Raw genomic sequence first — 24,542 nt, 5'->3', positions numbered from 1 at the left:
GACCGACTTAGTCAGTGACCAGGCATCAAATGAGCAAATACCTTCCAATGCGGGGGAGGGTAGATGCAATGTGTCATCCAAATGGTCAGCCTCTTTTGTATACATGCATCGTTCCTCATCCAAGAACTTTGCGCAAAGCACGCGAGCAAGTCAAGTGGATGGTCAAAGATGGGGTTTCTCCCCGACGTATCATCAGCTACTTGCATCGTTGGTGTTTGTGGTGGGTAAGAACATCAAAACACTGGTTGTATCCAGACGTACTTTTATGGTTTTTAGAGGCCTGCTGGGACGCTGATGGGGCAGCGTATGCCACACAGCTTCATGCAGCGCACATTAAAAAATTATGCACCCTTGATTATTATTCTTGTGTTCCGGTTTAATAGTCAGCTTAAGTAAATTTTCGAGTGTTGATTTGAGTACGATAAAATCGCTTGTTCTTATTTCGCATAACGCCTTCATGGCGAGTAAATCGCACGTGCACCCAAGCCAACGCACGGTGCGAGGCACGCCCGCCCCGGCCCCCCCTGCCCGCTCGGCAGTAGCCTTATATATTGCAAACTCACCCCCCAACAACGAATCAGAAGAGAACCAACTTTCAAGCTTATTAGTTATCCAATTATAAAACTGGCTGGATGACTTGGGTTTTGAATTAAATTTCGGTATAGGGTTAAACGGCTCGTCCGAGCAGTATTCATAAACGACATGCATAGGAAAAAGCTTTTGCGCGCCGCCCACCCCTTCTCTCCATTGTTTATCAATGGAATCCCAATTGGGGTTGGGCACATTACTCGCATCCACTTGGTCTTGCAGTTCTTTAATAATGGTATTTTTAAAATCAAAATGCTGTTCCGTGATTTTTATTCCGTTGAGTGTATAGGTCACTCCTTCATTTTTCACCTTGTTGTATTGTGCTAATAATTCTTTAACGAGTTCCTCGTTATTCTTGGTTTTAGGAATACACTCAAGAAGCATCGTCCAACCATGCTTATCCAAGGCCCAAAGCATGTATTCAAAAGCACTGATGTTCTCGAAAGTTCGACCTGAACAGTCGGTGACTTTTCCTCTTTTAGAGAGTAAAGTGGGGTCATTTATCAGTATCTTTTGGACCGCATCATCTTCTCGTCGGACTGCCCTGTGCAGAAATGTAGGTAGTTTTTGCTCATCCAGCAGGGGTTTAAATAGAGTTTGGTTAGCCTTTGAGCTTTGGATAAGATGGGCAAAATCAGGTAACTTTAAATACTGACCAATTTCTGTTTCCCTTATGTCTTTGGGTAATTCATCAAAGGGAAATTCAAATTGTTCTTGCATAATTATTTCTCGACGCAATTAAATAGGGTTGACATTATACAACGTAAATTGATTATTTTATATACATGTGGATTTAATATTAAGCTTTCAGCCTGGGCGCTACAGTTGCTCATTAATTTGAGGCAACCAATTTTTAGATGGATTCTAAATTAAAAATTTACTGCGGAATAAGGGTTAAATAAAATTTAATCTAATTTTAAGCTCAACAATAAAGATTCCCATATGGATTATGCGGAATATCACCTTGTATTTCTCGGGTTATCATATTGGATAATTCGGATTTTTATAATGGATAATTCGGGTTTTTATTGGCTATTTTTTAAGAGATGTGATATATTGAAAACATGTTACCTATTATATGAATCCCGATGTTTGAAAGAAAATTAACCCCTATTATTACTGAGTTACTAGCTGAATTCAGAATTGTTTATTTAACCGGACCACGGCAAGCAGGCAAAACAACTTTAACAAAAATAATTGCCCGAAATAATGGCCTTGAATATATTTCCTTTGATAATCAAACAATTCTCCAATCAGCTCAAAACGATCCGATTGGTTTTATAAATTCTTTGCATAATAAAAAGGTCGTTTTGGATGAGTTTCAATATATACCTGAATTAATTCCGGCCATAAAGCAAGCATCAGATAACCTGCCACCTAATGTGAAAGGAAAATTCCTATTAACTGGATCAGCAGATATTTTTCGATCAGGGAAAACACAAGAAGCTTTACCTGGACATATGGCGAGATTAGAACTATATCCACTATCATTATCAGAACAATACAAAACTGATTATAATATTGTCGATCTATTATGTAATGAAAATTTAAACTTAAATAACCTAACGCTACTTACCCGCGCCGACTTAGCCAATTTTATTCTCAAAGGTGGATATCCCGAGGTTCAAGATAAAAGCTCAAGAGCAAAACAAATATGGTACAAATCTTATATAGAAGGTCGTCTTTTTAAAGATTTCGAGACTCTATATCATGCTAAAGGTGACTATCGTTCTAAACTTGAAGCCCTTATTCCTTATTTAGCGGGAATCTCGGGCAATCTACTTAAATATTCAAATATTTCAAACAACTTAGGCGAAGATGATAAACTGGTCAAAGCATATATCGAAGTTTTAGAGTTGATGTTTATCATCAAGAGAGTCCCTGCTTATTTAAAAAATAAAGCAAAACGACAAGCTATTACAATACCCAAACTGCAGACAATAGATACAGGACTTGCCTGCAGCCTTTTAGGTATAAAAAATGAAGGGCAATTACTTAATAGCCCTCATTATGGAGGGCTATTAGAAAATTTAATTTATATGGAGTTGCTCAAACAAAACAGTTGGTCAGAAGAAAAGGTAGAATTATTACATTTCCGGGATAAATACCAAAATGAAGTGGACATCGTCATGGAAAGGGATAATCATCAGATCATTGGAGTTGAAATCAAAGCGTCAGCAACTGTAAACATGCATGACTTTAAAGGATTAATAAAATTGGCAGAGTTTAATCCTTCAAAATTCCAATATGGTGTCATTTTTTATTCTGGCAAAGAAATATTACCTTTCTCTAATAATGAAATTAAATTATTCGCCTTACCAATAAGTTTGTTTATCAAGTCGGATACAAAGAAAGATGATGTTCAATAAAAATAGTGTATATCTAAAAAAACAAGAGCCTCCGAAGAGGCTCTGTGCCCTAGGAGCTGAGTCCTAGGGGAAGTAGTAACATAATTATACGCATGTATTTATTAACCATCAAATTACTTCTAAAGAACTGTAGAACTGTAGAACTGTAGAACTGTAGAACTGTAGAACTGTAGAACTGTAGAGTAATTGTCAATGGTTGCTCCACAGAAAGCTATCCATTATTGCCTAGATCACAAGACATCTGCCTCACTAAAAAATCACTGATCCGTTGCATAGGTTTTCTCAATCGCTCTACATCCCGCACAATGTATCCTGCCGTTACATCAGTGTTCATCTTATGGTTAAGTAAACGTTTCAATGCATAAGCTGGCAGATCAAGGCTTTCTGCAGTCGTAGCAAAAGTTCACCTTAAATCATAGAAAGAGACCCCTGAGAATTCGGTCACTTTGAGCGTAGTTTTTCTCGGATCTATCAAATAATATTTTGAAGTATCAATGATTCAATTAGAGCTCATGATTGCATAGATTTGAGGATTGATCCAATAATCACTATTCTTAGAGGAAATTAGAAGACTATAAAATAAAAGCCCTGTGAAAGGGTATCTATTTAGGATGCATAGTAATGAAATTTAATATATATATTAAAATTTTGGCTGCGTTCTTTGTAATTTTCTTAATTTTTGTTTTGGCATTTTTTAAGTATTTAAAGTCAGTTGAGGCAGAGATAGTTATTAATGCAGGGCAAACGATGTCACAAGGACTTTTAATTAGTTTAGAAAATGAGTTAATTAACAACCCGAAATCAAATTGGGATGCAATAATAAAAAAAAGGACCAATAATGTTGTGGATCTTATTGCAATCGACAGTCTAAAACTTACTCCGACACAGAATAACCAATTAAATAAGGGGGAGATAATTTTCTCGTCAGGTGAAACCTATCAATTTCTCAACCTGGTCATTGTACAACATGCTGCGTATAAAAAAATTGGTAATACGCCATACGCATTAGCTTATTATTTTTCAGATCCAGGCCAAATTATTTTTCATTATATGAACCCTGCTTTAAAACAAATCATTGCGCATTTATTATTAAAGCCCCCAAATACGTGGAATGAGGAACTAGCTAAGCTGGAAAAAATATATGGCTTCCCACTTTATGTTTATAAAACCAAGAGCAAGCACTTGCCAAGTAATATAACGAATTCGTTATCAACCAAGCGTCTGGCATTTGAAACCAATAAAAACTCGTCACAAATTGTTATTCTCTATTATGGTTTTAGTGGCGGAATACTCAAAATTGGCCCGCTTAGCTATCTACCAGTTACGACAAGAATCAGTGATGTCATGTATTATTTCATATTAGCTTTCTTTGTCTTATCCCTTTGTCTTATTACATTTCTCTCACTGCTTTTTGTGCGAAATATGAAGAAGGTATATCAGATAACTAAAAATTTTAGTCAAGGGAACTTCGACTTTCATCTGAAAATAGCTAGTACCTCTGTTTTGTATGGCCTTTATATAAATATTATCCACATGGGTGAGCGATTAAAAGAACTGATTGAATCCCATAAACAAATGTGTCGATTTGTAGCGCATGAAATTAGAACTCCTTTGTCAACCATACAAATGGCGACGGATAGTATCAAAAGGAAAAAGCCGGAAAATGTATTACTCAATAAACAGATGAACAGCATCCAGGAAGATATTGCAAACATGAATCGCATCGTCAGCACTTTTTTGATTTACTCAAAAATGCATTCAAGCGAATTAAAATTCAAAAAGTCCAAGACAGAGATAATAGTATGGCTAAAAAAGTTATTAGAGCCTTATTCTTCATCGATATTCGAAATTACATTTCATGCTAATGAGTTAAATTCTTTGAGTGCGTACATCGATGAAAATATTTTAAAACATGCGATTACTAATTTGATTACAAATGCCATGAAATTTGCTGAACACTGTATTTCTCTAACCATTTCGCTGGATGATAGCCATATTTTAATTCACGTAGACGATGATGGCCCAGGCTTACCGAATGATGGCATGGATGACATGTTTTCTGAATATGCAATTGCCGAAGACGCCGAAATTGGAGATAAACACATTGGGTTAGGATTAGCTATTGTTAAGAAAATTGTTAACCTCCATGCAGGAAAAGTCATGGCTACACAATCACCGATATTAAAAGGCGCTCGATTCACCATAGTACTTCCACGATATTCTTAATGATTAAGATTTTGGTTTTGGAAATTCGTCCTCAATTTTAGCATCTTTTGAAGTAGCCACTTCCTGCTTTAGCTCAACCAGTGCGTTCATAACCACTGCTAACTTGAATTTTGCATCATCAAAACATTTAGGGATAAATTCATCTTCCTCACCATCAATCACCTCTCCAGTTCCAAGGCCTCTTTCAAGAGCGCTGGTAATTCTATCAAGCTCTGATTCAAACTCCGATAATAGTTCATAATTGCCCTTTGCAGATTGCAGGACTCCATGCAGTTTTTCCACTACATTTTCTGGAATATAAAGAGAGCCTTCATTGCATTTTCTATATTCACGTTTCTCAATAGGTAATGAAAGGAGCTCATCTGCCTTGTGTTGACTCATTTGAAATATTTGTTTAATGGATTGTTTTAGTTCTAAGGGAGTTGGTGGCGAATTGCCGTAGTTTAAAGATGCTAGAAGTTTATCACTAGCAGTTACCCTTCTATCTTTACTATGTTCTTGTGCTGTTTCGATGAGAGTCTGTCCTTTCTTATTTTGCATTTCAAGACTAGCCCCACACTCTAATAATTTTTTAATGAGATTAAGTGGCTCTTTTCTATAATTGTAAAAATTCTGTACCGCATAGTGCAAAGCCGTCATGCCTTTTTTATCAGCACTATTAATATCAGCGCCTTGTTTTAATAATAAATCAATGACGCTATCATTACTTGGGCCTCCAATAAGGACTTTTCCACAACTTACTATTGCCAAGTTTAACAAAGCTTTATTAGCTAGAATTGACTCCAGCAAGTCTTCATGACCTTTAAATACAGAAGGCTCTTTTAAACCCAAGAGAAGCTCTAGTACATCTCTATCTGTCAGTTGTTCTATAGGGTCCGCCCGACCTAAGATATCACGGACACGTGTTAAATAATTTTCTTGCTCTTTACCTAATATTTGATTTTCCTGTTCAACAAACTTTGCAACATCTTCGCCTTCAAATCGCAATTCTGGAAAACCATCAATTTTCTTTAAATCTTTAATATTTAGAATATCTCGATTTAAAGCTAACTTTGCTATCAGTTCATCGCTGGCGTCTTTACCTAGAATTGTACGGGCATATTCTATGGTGTTAACTTTTAATTCTTTAGCCGTATGGGTTGAGGCAAATAAAGATTTTCGAACGGCAATTTGATATTCACCATGATGAAAAATAACACTGTTTCCAGCCTTCCAAATATTTCCCGACATCGATGTGATAGGGGATGCCGGCGAAAGAGATCGGAAGCCGGTTTGTGCATCTTGAGTATCCCATGGCCCAGTCCCACCAAACGTGATTTCCGGATGTTTCACTGAGACTCTTTCTAAAAATGTTTTTTCCTGTTTGTTCGCTGCAGCATCAAGCTGACTGTCTGTATTGCAGCCTTCTAAAGTCACAAAAACTTCACCATGATGTGCGGGCAATGCTTGTTTAAAGCCAGATAATAATTTATCAAAATTCGCATCATATAACTGCTCACTTGGCCCATGGCAATTACCTAAGCCATAATAGCCACCATTACCATGCCCCATAATAAATAATTTCGGGTTTTCTTCGAATATATTGTTTAATTCATCAGGTAAGTCTCGTTTGAGTTCATCCCAGTTACTATAGATTTTCGGGGCTTTATCACACTGCTCGAAAAAATAATATCTCAAATCGGAGCCTTCTAAATAAACGCCAATTGGAAGAAAGTGCTTAAACCGTTGTTTTAGATAAGGGTTTACCACCACTCCTCTTTGCTCTTCAGGCACTGGGTGATCTGGATCTGGCTTATATATTAAGATTTCTATTGCAGCATCTTTCATGGCTCAACTCGACAATATTATTTCAGATAATAGGTTGATTTTATCAAAAACAACCAGTTTAAATGTATATATATTGTACAAACAATCTCCTTTTAAAATGATACTTTATCGAGGGATATGAGTATAAATTTGCGATATAGTTTGTGAGGCTCTCGTAACAGGATTTACGAAAAATCCCAAGGTCGAGACAAAAGAATTTTTTAATATTTTTGGTAAGTCCTACATAAAATTGATGGCTGTGGTCTGTATTTATTCCCAAGCTTCAGATACAAATACATATCCTTTTTTATGGATTGTTTTTATACGATAAGGCTTTTTATTATTATCATTCAATGCTTTTCTTAAACGAGATATTTTTAAATCGATGCTTCTGTCAACCCCATCGTATTCGTGCCCAGAAAGTGCATACATAATGCTATCTCTACTAAGTAACCTATCATGGTTCTTAACCAACAAAGCAAGCATTTCAAAGTCACTAGTACTTATTGAAATTTCTTCATCAAAGAGATGAACACTCTTAGTACTAAAATTGATAGAAAAATTGCCAAATTGAAATTGATTTTGATTATTAACTAAATTAGGTCGACGCAACAATGCCTCTATTCTTGCTTTTAAGACCTCGTCTGCAACAGGTTTGGTTAAGTAGTCATCTGCTCCTAAATTTAAAGAAGATACTTCACTTTCAATATCATTAACTGCTGTTAACATAAGTATTTTACCTAAATAGTCCTCTCTAATGGTGTGACATATTTGATCTCCATTCATACCAGGAAGCATTATATCTAATATGACCAGGGAAGGTTGCTCACGAATAATGCGATAAACAGCCCTATCACCACGTTTTTCAATAGATACATCATAACCTGCTTCTTGTAAGCTTTCTTTGAGGTAATTTGCTAGCTTAACGTTATCTTCTACAAGCAATATTGATTTATCTTTCATTTGTTCTTCCAAGTCCTCTTTGAAAATAAAAAACATACAAACAAATTCAGTCTGAAATGATGTTTCAGTTAAGTGTTACATATATATAAAGATAGAAGCAAACACACGCCCCATCCGTACAATTTACATACAATTGCTCTTTTTTAACCCGGTATAATAACAGATAAGTAAATCTTTATTCAGATGAAATCATTATGAACTTGCATTGGAGTATTCTCATGAAAAAATCCAAAGAAAAACATCAGTCTTTTCCTGAATCTATGACGGCAGGCGAACCCCAAACCTCTTCTATAGCATTGGCTCTACAACTATTTAGAAAGGAAACAGAAAAAAAAGAAGCTGCTCTGGAAGCTGCAAAAACACGCTGTCCGGTTTGTTTTAAAGAAATCGCGCCTAAGCGCCTTTGTTCTGGACATGGAAGTGGTGCTGGTGAAAGTGATAGTGCTACTTCAGATAAGACATCTGAGAAAAAAGTTAGCCCTGGGAAAGAGAACTCTCTAACTAAACCACGAAAAACAGTTGAGACTACGGACGAATGGATAGGTGAATTTGATTCAAGGTCTTTAGACAAAAAAAGTTTTAATCCAGAAATCATTGCTGAGTTAATCAACAAAGGATTATTACTGATTGATAATGATCGTGAATTAATGAAGCTTAATATTAAATTGCTTTGTGAGCCTAATTCCTTAACTGAAGAGCAAAAAGAAGAATTAAAAAAATTTATAGAAGCGATTATCACAGTATTCAATAAATTTAAAGAAGAAAATCATCTTTCCACTGATTGTATGCAAATAAATCAAGATGAGGAAGGAAATATACTTTCTCTTCGTATTAACATGCCCACATTAGTCCTATACGATGTATTTATCCAACGGCTAGCAAATAATTTAGCGCCTACAATACAAGCAAAAGACAAAATCAAGAAAAATCAAAGTGTTGCTTCAACTCCACTTTCAATGGAACCCAAAATTTCCCCTTCTACTCAAGGAGAGAACATTGAAAAAAATGAGGAAGAACAGGAAATCTTCAACCCATCTCCTTTCAAAATGACATCATGGTAAAAACCACAACTCAAAAGCAAGAGTGGCCTGTTTACAAGTCAGGCTACGCTAGATGACACAAATTGATTAAATTTGTTCTATTATAAAGGATGAGATCATTTACAGATATTAACCTCTTGCACCTGAAATCTTGCTTAAATGGAGCGAGGATTATAAAAGTACCCTCACTTAAGCTAAAAAAATGAATTCATATGCCAAAATTGTCCCGGTAAAATAGCACATTGCCCAGACTACCTCCTAACAATTTATGTCTGTATTTTTATTAGTTCAAATTTTAAGCATATCAAGTTGTGTTAAATGAGTCTAAACCAATCCATATAATCGATGAAAATTATTTTTCTGCCAATATTACCGTTCCAGGCACTGGATCAGAGGGAGAAATAGCTTTGACGGGAATAGGATTAAAGCCTATTTGCTGCAGCATGATTTTGTACTCATCTGAGGTTTTAAAAACTTCCGCATCAAATCCATCTGCAAAAATATAGCTGTATTCCCATGTCAGACAAAGATCATAGCAAAGTTCTTTAAAACCTTCACAGATAGCAACATGGCCATTCCTTTTTAAAGCATGATACGCCATATTTAATAATTTCCTTTTTCTGGAATTATCCCAATCCCACAAAACACGCACGAATAAAATCAAATCAAATCCCGCAGGAAATTGTTCATCGTTAATAAAATCACCCGCAAATACACTTATTCGCTTCTGTAATCCCATTGCATCTATGTTTTTTTGAGCTATTTTTGCTGATTCGGGTAAATTGTAAACAGTAATTTTTAAATGCGGATAGGCCTTAGCCAGTGCACAAGCAATAGTGCCATCACCGCCCCCAACATCCAACACGGAGCGATATTGATTGAAATCAAGATAAGCCAATAAAGTTTGTATAAGTGGTGTTACTGTTTTTGTCATCCATGTTTCAAGGAAACTTGCTTCCTCCGCATTTTTCGGTGGCCAGGAAACATTGAACTTTGGATCAGTAAAACGCAATATATTACTTAATTTTTCGTTTGCCATCCTCTGCCAATAAAAATCATAATATTGTTTAAATCCCCAATATCCATCCCCTAACATCACTTGGCTTTTTGCCAATTGATACCCTACTTGTGAACCAACCGAAATCTTTTTTAAAAAATTTTCACAGCAAAGTAAATGTAACCATTTTTTTGCTCGAACAGGTTTCAGTTCAAGCGTTTTCATAATGTCATTTTCCAATAAATAAGGTTTGCCATCGAATAAACGAAACAAGTCAAGATCAAACATAGACTCCAGCAGTTTAATTCTCACCCCGCCTGCAAGGAGTCCATAAAAATACTGACGCGCTTCAATATAATTCTCAGGATTATTTGACTCTTCACTTTGTGCAACAATTACCGGCTCAGGCAATTTGGCATAGATCATATGATGATTAAAACCCAACTCTGCAAAAATTGGGTTTCTGTCAACATAAGTAATATAACCTTGCTTTTGTAAATAGGAGACGATTTTTTCAACCCGATTATCAATATCATGAACTTCGATGCTCAATTGTTTAATAAACGAAAACTGCTCTGGCTTGATGCTGTTTATTACATCAAGCTCTGCACCTTCCACATCAATTTTTAGTAAATCAATGCGAGTGATCCGGTTTTTTTCAATAAAACGCCCTAATGAAATCAGGTGACATCTTACTTTGGTTTCTAAGGTCTGACGTTTATAGTTCTTTTTAATGAGATAATTACGCAAAAAAGGTAAATATTTTAATTGATAATAAAGTGGTTTATTTTGAAAAGAAGAAAGCGTTAACAATGTTTCATAGTTTAACAATGGTTGATAATTGGAGATGATTTTATCTGTTGGTTTGTAAGTGGCAGTAACAGAGCTTTCCCCAAAGAGAGTAAAATCGATACTACAATCTTTTGGAACATTTCCTATCCCGGCATTGTAAACATGCACGTTATGCTTAAACCTCGCCAAATTCTTTTTTAAACACTTAAAAGTAGCAGGGATAGGCTCAAAGCTATATATTTCAGTATCATAATGGCATTGTTTTAAAGCAAATAAGGAAAAAATACCAATATTCGCCCCGACATCAAAAACAACTGCACCGGCACTTAAAGTAAGAAAATCCGACAAATAACTCTTCTGATGGAAAATCTCATAAATCAAACTACTGACTTCAAATTCATTAATAAAATACAAGTCTCCAACACTAAATCGTTTTCGTGAAATGTCATCAGGCATTGATTCTTGTCCCTTTAATCAAAATATTTTGTCAATCCAACCAGGATCAAGCGATTTCCTGTATGGGGTGTTTTCCCATGCAAGCAGGAATAATTATCAACTATCATCACGTCCCCTGGCTGCCAGGCCGTTGATACTGTATTTTTTTGTATTGCGGAGTTGATACAATCTGCTTCTTGTTTCGATAAATGTTCGCCATCACCATAAAAAGCAGTATAAGGATGAAAGTAATTGTGTAACAAGATAAAACGAATAAAAGAACTAGTAATCTTGCTTTTTATGTAATCACTGGTTCCATTATAATAACGGTTAGCATGGTTACTTTGATTAAACCAGACTAATTTTCCGCTGATTGGATGATTCCGGCACGCAGGAAGCAACTGTTCGGTGATTAGCCCATTTCCCTGAATCCATTGAAATTGCGTCCCCATTTGCTGAAGCATCACTTCTACTTGACTTTTGTCATCGGTTTGGAATCGTTCCATCCATGTCAAGCATCCAGAGTTTTTACCTATTGAACGAATCATTTTGTATTGTATTCCGGTACCGTAATAATGCCTTCGATATAATATCCCTTTAGACTGCAATTTTTTTTGCAAAAACGTTGGTAAGGAAAACCATACCTTGTTTCCATCAGCCAATACAGTAGCTCCACCTGTATCCGGAGCATGAATGCAGTTAAAAAAAATGTGGCTGGGAAAATCCTGGTCATATGATTTTTCATTATGTAAAGCAAGATTAAAGCTTGGATGAATATTTATCGAGGTATAAATATTATCTGTAATACGTGTTCGAGGAATTGGGCAAAAATCATAAGAATAATTTGGCCCCAAATTGCTTGACTGGATCACTTCTAAAAATTGCTCAGCCGTATGAACATGAAACCCACGCAAGATAATGGCGCCATATTTGAGGAGCTTCTCCTTAAACAAGGCATTGTCTTCTTCAAGAAATTGCTTTAAAACATGAACATTACCTTCTAATTTAGCTTGAGGCTGAATAACTAAAGGTAATTTTTGATGATTCAAAAAAGCATAGCTAATTTGATGATAGGCCATAAAATTTCTCACTCACAATCCTGAGGTGTACTATCAGACTTTCAGAGTGTAGGTTCTTCCTGATTCTATAAGTGGTTCCCTATGTTTCACCTATATTACAAAAATTACCGCATCATCTTTGAGAATAGTTGTATTAAATAGTATAGGTACTGCCCTACGTCATGCAATGAAAATCCACCAGATTCTCCCAAAGAATCTCTACTGAATCATCCAACTCATCTCCGGATGGCATCAACTTGAACATTAATAATTTCTAACCTTGACGAGAACCCATTGCAATTCGATAAGTAATTGACTTACGCTGAAAATAATTCATGTTTGCGCTACCTTTATAATAAAATATGCAGGCAAGTTTTAAGCTATAATTTTCTTAGGTATTTTAATCTTCCTGATGACTGCCAATCAAAAATTAGTCCAGGCTATCGCTTGATTAAAATCCCTTTTAGGAAATATCACCCCTTTACATGAGCTCGCTCATAGCTCATAACTTATAGTGTCAGGATAGCCACTGGGAAAAGGAGTAATATGTCTTTTTTTCACCTCTTAATAAGAGAAATCAATCACTTGATTAACCGAATCTATGAGAGGAATTATAATTCATCAACCCCAGATCAACTGATATGGCAGCATATTCAAGACTACGAGAAACAGTTTCAAAAAAATCAAGAAGCCATCTATTATTCCAAAGAAATACTCGAAGATCTTATCAATAAAAGACTGAGAGCAATATTACTTCACGCAAAATCAAAGTCTCCCTGGTATAAAAAAACACTGGCAAAAATCAACATAGAGAACTTTACCAGAGAACGATTAGGTGAACTCCCTACTATAAATAAAACCATTTTAATGGAAAATTGGGATGCAATTGTCACTAACCCCAAGCTTTCATTAAACCTGGTTGAAAAACATCTGAGTAAAAAAAATGATAGCATTGATACATTATATTTATTCTCCCGCTATCAGGTCGTGTCAACTGGAGGAAGTAGCGGGAAACGAGGTGTATTTATTTATGATTGGGATGAATGGATTACATTTCATACGGCATTTATCCGCTACCCACTATACAATTATAAACGCACGCAAATAGTAACCACAAAGCTAAATACAAACTCAAGAATTGTCAGCCTGTTTGTAACAAACACGGCAATTGCTGCCTACTCTTTAGCAAAAACCTTTGGGCGTCGTGATGAAAATATGTATTTTCTACCTATGGCTGTAACCCCATTAAACATAGTGATTACACGGCTCAATCAAATTCAACCTGATATTTTAACTGCTGGTCCTTCATATGTTCATAAAGTGTGTCAACTAGTTCAAAAAGGACAAATAAAAATTGATCCCAAAATTCTTTTTGTCGGAGGAGAACCACTTTTCGAGCAGACCCTAACTTTAATCAAAAAAACCTGGCCTAAAGTGGACATTTTTAATGTATTTGGTTGTACTGAAGGGATGGTTGGGCTAAATTGCCGAGCGAATGTGGATGAGATGCATTTGAATGATGATCAATGCATTATTGAACCTCTGGATGAACAAAATCGCCCTGTTGACAAAGGAATCATGGTTTCCAAAATGTATATAACTAACTTATATAATTACACTTTGCCATTAATCCGCTATGAAAATTCGGATGAAATATTATTTTTAAATAAAACCTGTGATTGCGGCATCCAGCATCAGCTTATACAAACTCCTAAAGGTCGGCCTGGATGTGATTTTAATTATCCTGGTAATATTTTTGTACATCATTCGCTTTTCTTAGGAGCACTTCTACCAGAAAAAAATATTCAGGAATACCAGGTCGAACAAACAATCGATGGGGCTAATATCAGGGTTGTAACAACCGGTTTTATAAACAAGAACCAATTGCAAAAGAATATACGCTTACGATTAAGCAAGGTGGGTTTGATGGATGCCCAAATAAATATCACTGAGGTACCTGAAATTAAATATTTGTATTCGGGTAAGCTGAATCGTTTTATACCATTGAACTCCACTGATGAATCCCGGTAACAGGAATAATTTTCTCTATAGTAAAACACCAAGCTGAAAGTACTGTTAACCGCCCCCTTGATTTACTGTGGTTTGTCGATGAGGAAATCTCAAACAATTTAGATACCAAGATCTGTTTAGCCCAATTCCCATCTGCAAGTCTCCAAGCCTATAAGGGATGGCCTTCGAGACGTGGCTTTCGCCACTCCTCAGGCCGAACGTAACCCAAAATGACATGTTCCTTGCTGCTTAAATTGTATGTGGCTATTAACAAGCAAACCGCAGCAGGTTAACTTTTAACAGGAATAAAAACGAAATATCAACAGAACCCTAATTTTCATCATAGCTACGCAAAACCAAGTGCGTATTACTGCCTCCTGCGCCATAGCTGGAAACACCAGCCAAATAGAGTTTTTTTTCTGTAGGGAAATCTTGAAATTCAGTGGCAATGTATATAGGAGAGTCTTCCAACATAAAATCTGGATTAGGAGTTTCAAAATTAATTGAAGGAACAATAGCCTTATTTTTGAGCATAAGTACTGTTTTGATGATTGAAGCCATACCGGACACGATGCCTGTATGACCCAGGTTACTTATTACTGAACTTATTGGGCAACTGTGTGTCTTTTTAACGTCTTTGAATGCTTTTTTCAGGGCATATATTTCAGTTGCGTCACCCAGTTTGGTTGAGGATCCATGAGCTGCAATATAATCCAGATCACCTGGCTCAACCTCTGCATTTCGCCAAGCAGACTGCAAGCAAGTATATTGGCCATGAACGCCTGGTGCCATAAATCCTTCTTTTGAAGAATTACCATCATTATTCATAGCCGATCCGATAATCACAGCATGGATTAGATCATTATCCGCAATGGCATCTTCAAGCCGCTTTAGAACAACCAATCCAGCACCGTTTGAATATAAAGTCCCACATGCTGAAGCATCAAAAGAACGGCAATGCCCGTCGGAGGAAAACAAGCCATTCTCTTCATAAAGATATCCAACTTCCTGTGGTAAATCGATTAAGCACGCACCCGCAATTGCCATATCACATTGATGACTGTTTAATTCTCTACAGCTTTGGATCACGGCTGTCAGAGAAGACGAGCAAGCTGTATATAAATCAATAGAACTACCCTGAAATCCAAATTGATAAGAAATATATGGTGCAATGACTTTTGAATAATACCTTTCTATCGCTTTTTGAGTATCAATCGACTGGTAGTAGGCGGCTCCCAGGAAATGGGAGGCGGGTTGATTATTTGCACCAATATAAACAGCTGTATTTTTTATGTAGTTATTTACATGATGTTCCTGACTTCTCATGTTGCTCAGAGCTCGATAAGTTAAATGCGACATCACTTTGCCTTGCACACCCAACAATTCAAAATTTTTGGTGGTATTTTCAAACGGAGCAGCATCGAATGACTCCAGGTCATCTAATATCCCTCTGTATGGTTTGTAATTGGGATTAGCGATTAATTGCTCTGAAATACCCGAGCGCTGTAATTGCTCTGCGGAAAATTTAGTGACTGCTTCTTTACCAAACTTCAATAAATCCCAATACTCATCAAGATCATTAGCCCCAGGAAATTTTACAGCCATACCAACAATAGCAATTTTGTTTGAGTAGTTATTGTCACTCATAATTTATGGCTCCATTTCTTTGGCCGCACCAAGAATTTAATAAACACTAACTAGACGACGTATAACGGGTTCATAACATAAAACATAGTTTATATTATTTCTACAACCAGCTTTTAATTAAGTATAAGTCATTTTCCCTGATTATTTTTATTTCTCGGGCATTGCTCATGCTAAATGAAACTCAATAGTTTCTCTTTGTCTATTTTTCCATTTTCTTTTATTGGAAATGCACTTAACCATAAATAATGCTCTGGTACCATATAATCCGGGAGCCTGTTTTTTAAAAAGGATTTCAGTTCTGCGCTGCCAATCTTTGTTTGTTTCTTATTAGCAATCAGGAATACAACCATTCTATGATCTAGACCATCTGCTTTCTCACAGACCACGACGGCATCCTGGATGTTGGGATGTTCTAGTAAATGATATTGTATTTCTCCTAATTCAATACGTATGCCATGTACTTTGACCTGATCATCCCTGCGGCCTAAAAATAACAATTCATGATTTTCATTCCAACGCACTATATCTCCAGTACGATACATTTTCTCTCCAGGCAAGTAAGGATTGTCTATAAACGATGCCTGAGTCAGCACTGGATTATTTAAATAACCCTGAGCTAATCCAACTCCGGAAATATAAAGCTCTCCAGGTTCGAAGCCGGTTGAATTTAACTGCTCGTCTAACACAAAAAATTGAGTATTTTGGATAGGCTTTCCAATGGGTACAGTGTCAAAACGTTTGTGCTTTTCACAAATAAAACAGGAAACATCTATTGTGGCCTCTGTGGGCCCATATAAATTGACTAATATTGTTTTTTGATCTTGAAATAACTGGTTGAATAGATTAACACTTTTGGCATCCAGCGCCTCTCCACTTGAAAATACGTACTTTAAAGAGCTTAAGCGATTTATCGAAAAATCCTGTTCGATGTAACTTAAAAATATTCGTAATACGGAGGGTACAAAATGAATAACATTGATTTGATATTGCTCAATCATTTGAATAAACAGCTTGATGTCATGTTCTTTTCTTGGCGGTAAAAGTACTACTCCGGCGCCCGCGATAGACCACCAAAAGGTCTCCCAGACAGAGATGTCAAAACAAATGTGTGTTTTATGAAATACTACATCACGACTTTGCAAGGGAAATGTGTTTTGCATCCATAAAATACGATTAAGCAAAGCTTGATGTGAAATCAAGACTCCTTTCGGCTTGCCAGTAGTGCCTGAAGTATACATCACATACGCTAAATCCTGTTTTTTCCTGGGCAGGTTTAAATTATGGTAATCTTCATCGCTCACATTGGCATGAATGCTTAACACTTGCAAACCCGGGGTTGCCGTCAATAATGAATGATCACTGACAATTAGAAATTTGATTTGGCTGTCTTCAAGGATGGTTTGATTTCTTAGAACAGGAGCTATGGGATCTATCGGTAAATAGGCACCACCTGCCTTTAATACTGCAAAAATAGCCACCAGCATTTCAAAAGAGCGCGCGAGTTGAATACCGACAATTCCATTTAATGGCAGCCCTTTTCTTTGCAGATACCGCGCGTATTGATTGGCTTGTTTATTAAAGACATCGAACGAAATTTGGCGATCTTCCAGATAAACCGCTGTATTTTCCGGGTATTGCTTTACCTTCTCCTCAAATAAGGAGCAAATTGTCGTGTACTGATCAGGGGAACGCATTGTTTAATAATATCCTCTATTTATTGTTGCAAAGCTTTGAAATGAGTATCTCGTGCATTTGTGAGGTGCCCTCAATGATCTCCATTACCTTGGCATCTCTGTAATATCGCTCAACAGGATAAGTTTCTTCAAATCCAGCTGCACCAAATATTTGTAAAGCATGATTAGATACAAAAACGACCATTTTTGAAGCCGCGTATTTTGCAATTAATGTTTCAGCTATGTATGCTGGATTTTTTTGCTGTCTAAGTTCTCCGGCATAAAAACACAATTCCCGGGCGGCTTTAACCTGCACCACCATTTCAGTTATCATTTTTTGAATGAGCTGATGTTCGTCTAATCTGCGATCGAATTGTTTTCTTTTTTGAGTATAGCCAAGAGCCGCATCCAGGCAAGCTTGTCCTAAACCAACACATCCATACGCTGTTGTATAACGTCCTTCATCTAAAGCAGTTTGAATAACACAGTTAAAACCGATACCAATACTACCCAACAGATTTGTTTTAGGAATTCGGCAATTATCAAAAAAGATCTCAGCCAACATATTAGAACGTAATCCTAAAAAATTAGACATGGGTGCAATAATTAAGCCCGGTGTGTCCTTTTCAACTAAAACCGCAGTAAGTTGGCCCTGGCAATTTGCTAAAACCAAAAACAAATCAGCTATTTGCCCTAAGGTAATGTATTTTTTACTTCCTTTTAGAATGAATTCATCACCTGCATCCAGCAACTGAGTTTCAACATGCTCCAAATCGCTACCGATATTAGATTCAGTTAAAGCCAATGCAGCCAAAGTTTCACCTGAGGCAATCCGCGGTAACCACCTTTGCTTCTGAGCTTTTGAACCAAATTGCAAAAGTGACTTACTCACCATGCCCAATACTGTTAGGATATTTGCCAAAGAACAAAGTTCTTTAGCAAAGGATTCATGCATGATACCAATGGTCAATTCATCCCATTGCTGCCCGCCAAATTGTTTAGGAATGCAAGCGCCCAAAAAGCCATTTTGGGCTAAGGTATAAAAAAAATCCCGCGGAATATTTTGTTCTTTATCAAAATTTTTTGCATAGGGGTGAAGGTAATTTTCTATGAATTGATTAAAGAACCGTTGTTGTTTCACTTGTCGAGGCTGATAGTTGGGCAAAATTCCTCTCCTTAGTGCCTGTTTGCAATTCTACTCATATTGATAAAATCCTTTTTTTGTTTTTTGTCCAAGAAGCCCTGCATCCACCATATTTCTTAATAACCAGCATGGTCGATACTTCGGATCGTTCAGCTCTGAATAGATTGTTTCTAAAGAATAAAGAACCGTATCCAACCCAATTAAATCAGCAGTATGCAGCGGCCCCATTTTATGCCCAAAGCATTGTTTAAATAAAACATCGATGTCTTCGATTGATGCAATGTTTTCCTGTACCATAAAAATAGCTTCGTTAATAAAAATCATCATGGCACGGTTACTCACAAAACCAACGGAGTCCTTAACAACGATCATTTTTTTATGGACTTGTTCAAGTAACGATCTGGTTTTTTCTATTGTCAATTCGTCAGTATGATATCCCTTAATCACCTCAACCATAGGCATCATCGGTGCCGGGTTCATAAAGTGAACCCCTATAACACGTTGAGGGTGATCAACAAGTGATGCGATTTTAGTAATGGGTATAGAAGACGTGTTTACCCCAAAAATGCAGGCGGAACTGCATTGTTCATTTAATAGCTGATACAGTGCTTTTTTTAGCTCCCAATTCTCAGTGATACTTTCTATAATATATTCCGATTGATTGAGCTCATCTAATTGTGTTGTAAAGGTAATTGATGCCAGTATAGTTTCAATAGACTGTGTCGAAGCGAAATTTTGGGTTAATGCCAGATAGTGTAAATTTTTAGCTATAGTGGCTTTTGCTTTATCCAATTGAGATTGGATGTTATCGATTAAAGTGACATGAAATCCGCATTGTGCAAAAAGCTGTGCGATACCTGAACCCATTGTTCCCGCGCCAAGAAGAGTAAGTTTTGTTTGTTTCATGTCGTTAGTCCACCAAACCTTACCACAGTTATTTGTATTGAATTACAGATAAAAGCTCAGCTCTGACCGTTTGTGCAAAATCCAACATAGGGAGCCTGACCTATTACCATTATAGTTTACTGGAAATAAAAAGAGCGATAGCATCAATACTGGTTAACTGGTTCGGATCAAATTCACCGACCTCCAGATCAATTTTATATTTCTTCTCTATAAAAACTAATAATTGAATGAAAAATAAAGAGTGCATTGCACCTGTGTCAAAAATATTATCCGAATAACCAATATCCTTAATTCGAAAAGAATTGAGTAAAAATAGTTTTACTTCATTTTTAATGCGTTCAACTTCCATCAAATCTTCCTGTTTTATAAGAATAATCTTATTCAGATGCAGGTATCATCATGCTTTAGAGAGCATTTATCTGATTACCCCGATTCATTACAACAATACACATCGTGTAAGCAAGGCTTTGTATGTCTGGAGTTATCGCCGCTTTAAAAAAACAGGCCATTTAATCCCTAATAGAATTATTCATAATAATATTTTTTCCAGGAAAGTCAAAATACTTAACAAATGCTTAAAACCGGTTTGGAGCCATCTTTTGCGCCCTACCCTATCAAAGTCAGACCTAATTTAACTGGACAGTAATATACCTTGCTTGTGACAATCCAGGACTCGCATCACATCCTTTTCATTATAATTACCTGCTATACTTCATGCAGAGTGAAATGATAAGGACATCCATGAAGCAAACGGCCATTGTACTCCAGGGAGGAGGGGCGCTGGGAGCTTATGAGTTAGGCGTATTAAAATACCTCTATGCGTCAGACAGTTTTTCGCCAAACATAATTTCAGGTGTTTCTATTGGGGCTATCAATGCAGCGACACTGATTGGGGCGAAAGGCGATCCTGTCCAGACCCTGGAAGCAATATGGGACGAATTGACTGTTTTTTCTGCCCAGATGTTTCCTGAAAATACCGAACCTTATCTGTCACTCTTTGGCAATGCTGCTTTTTATCATTTGCGTACTGATTACTGGTCTATGCCTTATTGGACCAATTTTTATACCACAACACCACTTCAGCAATTATTATTAAAATACATTGATTTCGATAAGCTGAATAACAGTCCAATCCATTTAATTCTGACAGCGACTGATGTTACAACAGGTAAAAGTACTGTTTTTGAGAATCAGGGTAATAACCGCACAGAAATCAGCCCTTTGCATGTGTTAGCAAGTGGCAGTTTGCCTCCTGGTTTTCCCATGACGCTCATTAGGAATACTCATTATTGGGACGGAGGCCTATTTTCCAACACTCCTCTCTCTCCGGTTATAGATAAACTTAATCCCGATCCAAACGTTGAAAAGCAAATTATTGTGATTAATCTTTTCCCCAGCCGGGGAAAAATACCGACTAATATGCCTGAAGTTTTTGACAGAGTGTTTGAAATCATTTTTTCCAATAAAATCCGTTTTAATACCGAATTAACCGAAAAAATTAATGAGTACATTGAAACAATACAGGAAATTGAAAAGGTGATTCCTGAAAATAGCTTGATAAGGCAGCTTCCCGGCTATAAACGACTGCTTAATTATAAATATATTCAGGATATAATTTATATAGAAAGCTCAGATGAAGAAAACGCAACCGCTTCTTTTGATTTTTCCCGCAAAGCGATACAAAGACGTATTAACTCAGGATACAAAGATGCCAAAAATAATTTTCAGTTGAATCAGTTAATTTGAACTCTGCTGCATCCACTATTACATCGCTGCTGTCATAGCATGCAAAGTTGCAGGAGTAGCAACTTCTCTATGCTAAGGTTTTTTTATTCTGGTTCGGATTTTTCGCAACAGCCCCTGATACACAAATACCATAAATGATTTATTAAGGTTGGTTCTGGCGGCTGTTGTGACTCTTCATCAATCATAAACTTAAGGTTATACCTTGCTCAGGTTTAATTAATTCTACGCCAATATCATTTTCCTCGAACAATTCGTTTATAATCTGTTTTTCTGTATCTTCATTAGTATTCGAAAAGTCAGCTAATCTGGGTTTGATGTGTGTAACAACAACGGGTAAACCTCGTAGTGAGTTTCTTGAGTCGAAAGGATCAACAATCGATGCCAAGTGCCGCAATTCTGACATAAACAAGTTTGGTTTTAAATGGCCAAATAATTTGTCATCTGGCTGTGAATTTAAAAATGAGCACTCTAACATGATGGCATGCAGCTGTTTATTTCTTATGAGTGGCGCAATTTCTTTCCAAATATTCTCCAGGTTTGTTGATTTTTCAATGTGATCAGCGCCAGTATCACCAAAATAGAGGGCATATTCGGTTTTATAACGTATTAAAAAAGCGCTTGAAGCCATTCCACCATGGCTCAAAGGGAATGCTTTAACGTGCAGATCAGTATCAGGAATAGCAGCCCACTGGAGTAATGGCAGAGTTTGATAATGCTGAAAATTCAAATGAGGAATTTCTCCGCTATCTCCAAAATTCCCCCAGACAGACCAATTAAAAATATTGTCTTGCAATACCTGCATGGTTTCTTCACGTGCCATAATGGTTTGCTTTTCTCGCAATTCGGGTTGCGCCATCACAAGCCCCATAACATGATCAAGATGGGCATGAGAAATAAGGTAGGCTGGAATATGTTTTTGCAGCAAATCGTCAACCTTTTTATTACGCAGTGACTTTTTATCGACCGCGACTTCAAGCCCACGCACCAAAGTGCCCCCATCAAGAGCCGTATAATTTTTACTTTTGATAGCCTTTATTAAATAAGCTGATAAATTTCCATCTTTCAACCCCCCATAGACTCCAAGGGGAAGAATTTCAAAGGCAGGCGCACTATATCCTGCATGAGATAATAAAAAAATAAACATGGTAATGAATAACTGGCGCATGAAGATTTCCTTTCAAATAATTTGGGTCAGTTTGTAAAATAATACCGTATTCAACCTTGGTTTAATCACCGTATTTATATGCTAGAACTTCAACATCATAATGATTAAAGTGACTTTATAACAGCCGCTTGATTTAGTCTTTCTGAGATGTGATTGTGATAACCATTTAACACTGCTTTTACCAGTATTTCAGCCTTATTTCTGCAATCCATTTTATTCTTAATATTTTCTATGTAGGACTCTACAGTTCGTTTGGATAGAGAAAGCAAAGCCCTTATTTATTTTGCGGATTTTACCCTTATTAATAAAAACACACATTCATGCTCACACTCTGTTAATCCATATATATTTTTATTGTCGTACAGCATGTAATGAGGGAGGCTTATATGCCAAATGATATTTCAGGAACCCATATTAGCCCCATCCTCCAATGAATGATCATTTTGAGCGTGGATTATTAACCGGTTGGGGTGTAAGTTTCAAGGCTGATTTAATTTCCAATTTAATTGCGCATGTTGGAGATTAAGTCAAAACTATTTCAGACAAATAAAGCGCAGTCTGGGTTATGACCAGACATATAATCTAAAACTAATTCAATTTATTTTATGAGACTGTAGAGCTGATTTTTCTTTGTCTAATAGAGTATATATATCTAGCGCCCCCACCAATTCTGCTTTTATCTCCAGGGGTAATTTTTGTTTTTGTAAATGCAATAATACTTCATCAGCACTTGTGTCATTAGATAATTGATTTACTATTTTCAAGGCTTTTTCCAGTTCATTAATTTCTGCTTTAATTTTCTTAACTTCAAAATGCTTATCAATTCTTCTAAAAAGAGTAAACGAACTTTTTTTGATCACATCGTTTTCAATGTATTTTTTATGATCCAGTCTGTCTTTTATGCCTTTGCCTAGAATATTCCCGACAATTTCTTTAAAAGGCTTCTCTCTGATGTTACCCAATAAAAATTGGCTGCGTTCTGACTGAGACATTTCTAAAAACTCAGACCATTGTTTTTCAGAGTTATCAATAATTTCTTCCAGATGCTTCTGCTCACTCTTGGCCAAAAAAGATAAAAGGTTTTTCTCCACCCTCTGTCTCTTGTAATCGATGGTTGTATTTTTTGATGATTTGGATTGTTTACCTGATGTATGTCCAAACAAATCCCTGTACTGCTCTGAATTCAAACCTTTCTTACTGACTAGTCGCTGCGCCTCTTTTGGTGAATCAATCATAAGGCTATCTAGAATAGAATCGATTTGAGTCATACGATACAGATCTGGAGATTGCCTGAATAGTGCGTCAGGATTAATCAGCTTCACCCCATTAACCACTTTGTAGTTGGCGAAACTTTCATTAAATAAAAATTTCTTTTTTGACAATAGCAAAATATGCTCAATGGTCATTCGTGAACAATTTTCCCGATCAGTTTGAATCAAACGAAAATGTTTTAAATCCTTCGCCTTTGGATCTCTATCAGGCTCTAACCGGTAAGCATCGCAATCAGGAAATCGGCTCATGATTTCATCAAGCGCGGCATCTCCTGCACTATCATTAGCCGCATCTAAACAAAAAACATGAAGCTTTCCATCAACGATAAAAAAATCAAATGCTGTCCAGTGGTGGTTATCTGCAGTAAAAAGAGCGATTTGAAATCTGGTCGTTCCACTAAAATCGTTAATGTTATTTTTTAACTTATCCAGAAATTTTCGGTATTCATCTTCCTCAAACGCATTTTGTGGTCTACTCAGCACAAAACAGTTAAATGCCTCACCACGTTTATTCCGATTTTCTTTTTTTCTTGCCATAGCTAACTTAACCACGGAAGGACCCCAGCGTGGGTTATTCAATAATTGCTCAAGCCACTTTTGATTAAGTTGCTTTTTTTCTTCTTTTAACCCTTTTTTGACTTTAGACTCATCTTCCATAGCCGCTTATCTTCAATCTGATTATATATTAACTAGTATAGAACCTATA

Annotated in this window: 19 protein-coding genes and 1 pseudogene; 6 read left to right on the top strand and 14 right to left on the bottom strand. The window is 36.5% G+C overall.

What is annotated here, in order from left to right; genetic code table 11:
- Nucleotides 1-29 precede the first annotated feature (29 nt).
- Entirely contained in the window at nt 30-380 is a 351-nt protein-coding gene (locus OQI99_RS02875) for a hypothetical protein (RefSeq protein WP_154694767.1), read from the top strand.
- On the opposite strand, the gene OQI99_RS02870 is transcribed toward OQI99_RS02875, so the two are convergent.
- Nucleotides 334-1,308 (bottom strand): hypothetical protein, encoded by a 975-nt coding sequence (locus OQI99_RS02870; RefSeq protein WP_061512452.1) that lies wholly within the window; start codon nt 1,306-1,308, stop codon nt 334-336. The genes OQI99_RS02875 and OQI99_RS02870 overlap by 47 nt on opposite strands.
- Before the next feature lie 368 nt (nt 1,309-1,676).
- Between OQI99_RS02870 and OQI99_RS02865 the strand changes: the two genes are divergently transcribed.
- Nucleotides 1,677-2,957, top strand: coding sequence for an ATP-binding protein (locus OQI99_RS02865; protein ID WP_061512451.1), 1,281 nt, complete (start codon nt 1,677-1,679; stop codon nt 2,955-2,957).
- A 211-nt stretch (nt 2,958-3,168) separates the two neighbouring features.
- Here the strand turns inward: OQI99_RS02865 and OQI99_RS02860 are convergent.
- A pseudogene (locus OQI99_RS02860) lies at nt 3,169-3,435 on the bottom strand (integrase); the annotation flags it as partial.
- Nucleotides 3,436-3,578: 143 nt separating this feature from the next.
- Between OQI99_RS02860 and OQI99_RS02855 the strand changes: the two are divergent.
- Nucleotides 3,579-5,183 (top strand): sensor histidine kinase, encoded by a 1,605-nt coding sequence (locus OQI99_RS02855; RefSeq protein ID WP_061512450.1) that lies wholly within the window; start codon nt 3,579-3,581, stop codon nt 5,181-5,183.
- A gap of 3 nt (nt 5,184-5,186) precedes the next feature.
- On the opposite strand, the gene OQI99_RS02850 is transcribed toward OQI99_RS02855, so the two are convergent.
- Nucleotides 5,187-7,010: an ankyrin repeat domain-containing protein gene (locus OQI99_RS02850; protein WP_265731312.1), complete on the bottom strand. Its 1,824-nt coding sequence runs from the start codon at nt 7,008-7,010 to the stop codon at nt 5,187-5,189.
- Nucleotides 7,011-7,259: 249 nt separating this feature from the next.
- Nucleotides 7,260-7,952, bottom strand: coding sequence for a response regulator (locus OQI99_RS02845; RefSeq protein WP_265731311.1), 693 nt, complete (start codon nt 7,950-7,952; stop codon nt 7,260-7,262).
- A gap of 218 nt (nt 7,953-8,170) precedes the next feature.
- Between OQI99_RS02845 and OQI99_RS02840 the strand changes: the two genes are divergently transcribed.
- Nucleotides 8,171-9,013, top strand: coding sequence for a hypothetical protein (locus OQI99_RS02840; RefSeq protein WP_265731310.1), 843 nt, complete (start codon nt 8,171-8,173; stop codon nt 9,011-9,013).
- Between the two features lie 331 nt (nt 9,014-9,344).
- Here the strand turns inward: OQI99_RS02840 and OQI99_RS02835 are convergent, their stop codons facing one another.
- Both OQI99_RS02835 and OQI99_RS02830 read right to left on the bottom strand, forming a co-directional pair.
- Entirely contained in the window at nt 9,345-11,237 is a 1,893-nt protein-coding gene (locus OQI99_RS02835; RefSeq protein ID WP_265731309.1) for an FkbM family methyltransferase, read from the bottom strand.
- Nucleotides 11,238-11,251: 14 nt separating this feature from the next.
- A complete protein-coding gene (locus OQI99_RS02830) occupies nt 11,252-12,295 on the bottom strand; it encodes a TauD/TfdA family dioxygenase (RefSeq protein ID WP_061514466.1) in 1,044 nt (347 codons plus the stop codon).
- Between the two features lie 525 nt (nt 12,296-12,820).
- Here OQI99_RS02830 and OQI99_RS02825 point away from each other — a divergent pair.
- Entirely contained in the window at nt 12,821-14,305 is a 1,485-nt protein-coding gene (locus OQI99_RS02825) for a phenylacetate--CoA ligase family protein (protein ID WP_265731308.1), read from the top strand.
- Between the two features lie 309 nt (nt 14,306-14,614).
- Here the strand turns inward: OQI99_RS02825 and OQI99_RS02820 are convergent, their stop codons facing one another.
- The 5 genes from OQI99_RS02820 to OQI99_RS02800 form a co-directional block, all read right to left on the bottom strand.
- Nucleotides 14,615-15,931, bottom strand: a complete 1,317-nt coding sequence (locus OQI99_RS02820; protein WP_265731307.1) for a beta-ketoacyl synthase N-terminal-like domain-containing protein — start codon at nt 15,929-15,931, stop codon at nt 14,615-14,617.
- A gap of 170 nt (nt 15,932-16,101) precedes the next feature.
- On the bottom strand, nt 16,102-17,625 hold the full coding sequence (locus OQI99_RS02815; RefSeq protein WP_265731306.1) for an amino acid adenylation domain-containing protein: 1,524 nt from the start codon (nt 17,623-17,625) through the stop codon (nt 16,102-16,104).
- A gap of 16 nt (nt 17,626-17,641) precedes the next feature.
- Nucleotides 17,642-18,769 (bottom strand): acyl-CoA dehydrogenase family protein, encoded by a 1,128-nt coding sequence (locus tag OQI99_RS02810; protein ID WP_265731305.1) that lies wholly within the window; start codon nt 18,767-18,769, stop codon nt 17,642-17,644.
- Between the two features lie 30 nt (nt 18,770-18,799).
- Nucleotides 18,800-19,654, bottom strand: a complete 855-nt coding sequence (locus OQI99_RS02805; protein ID WP_265731304.1) for a 3-hydroxyacyl-CoA dehydrogenase family protein — start codon at nt 19,652-19,654, stop codon at nt 18,800-18,802.
- Nucleotides 19,655-19,763: 109 nt separating this feature from the next.
- Nucleotides 19,764-20,003: a phosphopantetheine-binding protein gene (locus OQI99_RS02800; RefSeq protein WP_027222118.1), complete on the bottom strand. Its 240-nt coding sequence runs from the start codon at nt 20,001-20,003 to the stop codon at nt 19,764-19,766.
- A gap of 392 nt (nt 20,004-20,395) precedes the next feature.
- Between OQI99_RS02800 and OQI99_RS02795 the strand changes: the two genes are divergently transcribed.
- Entirely contained in the window at nt 20,396-21,400 is a 1,005-nt protein-coding gene (locus OQI99_RS02795; protein WP_265731303.1) for a patatin-like phospholipase family protein, read from the top strand.
- A 181-nt stretch (nt 21,401-21,581) separates the two neighbouring features.
- Here the strand turns inward: OQI99_RS02795 and OQI99_RS02790 are convergent, their stop codons facing one another.
- The 3 genes from OQI99_RS02790 to lem17 form a co-directional block, all read right to left on the bottom strand.
- Nucleotides 21,582-22,565 (bottom strand): MBL fold metallo-hydrolase, encoded by a 984-nt coding sequence (locus OQI99_RS02790; protein WP_265731302.1) that lies wholly within the window; start codon nt 22,563-22,565, stop codon nt 21,582-21,584.
- A 104-nt stretch (nt 22,566-22,669) separates the two neighbouring features.
- Nucleotides 22,670-22,834 carry a LuxR C-terminal-related transcriptional regulator gene (locus OQI99_RS02785; RefSeq protein ID WP_241495249.1) on the bottom strand — a complete coding sequence of 55 codons (165 nt, stop codon included), beginning with the start codon at nt 22,832-22,834 and terminating at the stop codon, nt 22,670-22,672.
- A gap of 324 nt (nt 22,835-23,158) precedes the next feature.
- The gene (gene lem17, locus OQI99_RS02780) at nt 23,159-24,493 is read right to left on the bottom strand and encodes a Dot/Icm T4SS effector Lem17 (RefSeq protein ID WP_061514460.1); all 1,335 of its coding nucleotides are present in this window, start codon (nt 24,491-24,493) and stop codon (nt 23,159-23,161) included.
- Between the last annotated feature and the right edge of the window lie 49 nt (nt 24,494-24,542).

It is taken from the genome of Legionella sp. PATHC039, from assembly GCF_026191275.1.
GTDB lineage: Bacteria > Pseudomonadota > Gammaproteobacteria > Legionellales > Legionellaceae > Legionella > Legionella pneumophila.
This window is presented reverse-complemented; position numbering and strand designations above follow the sequence as displayed.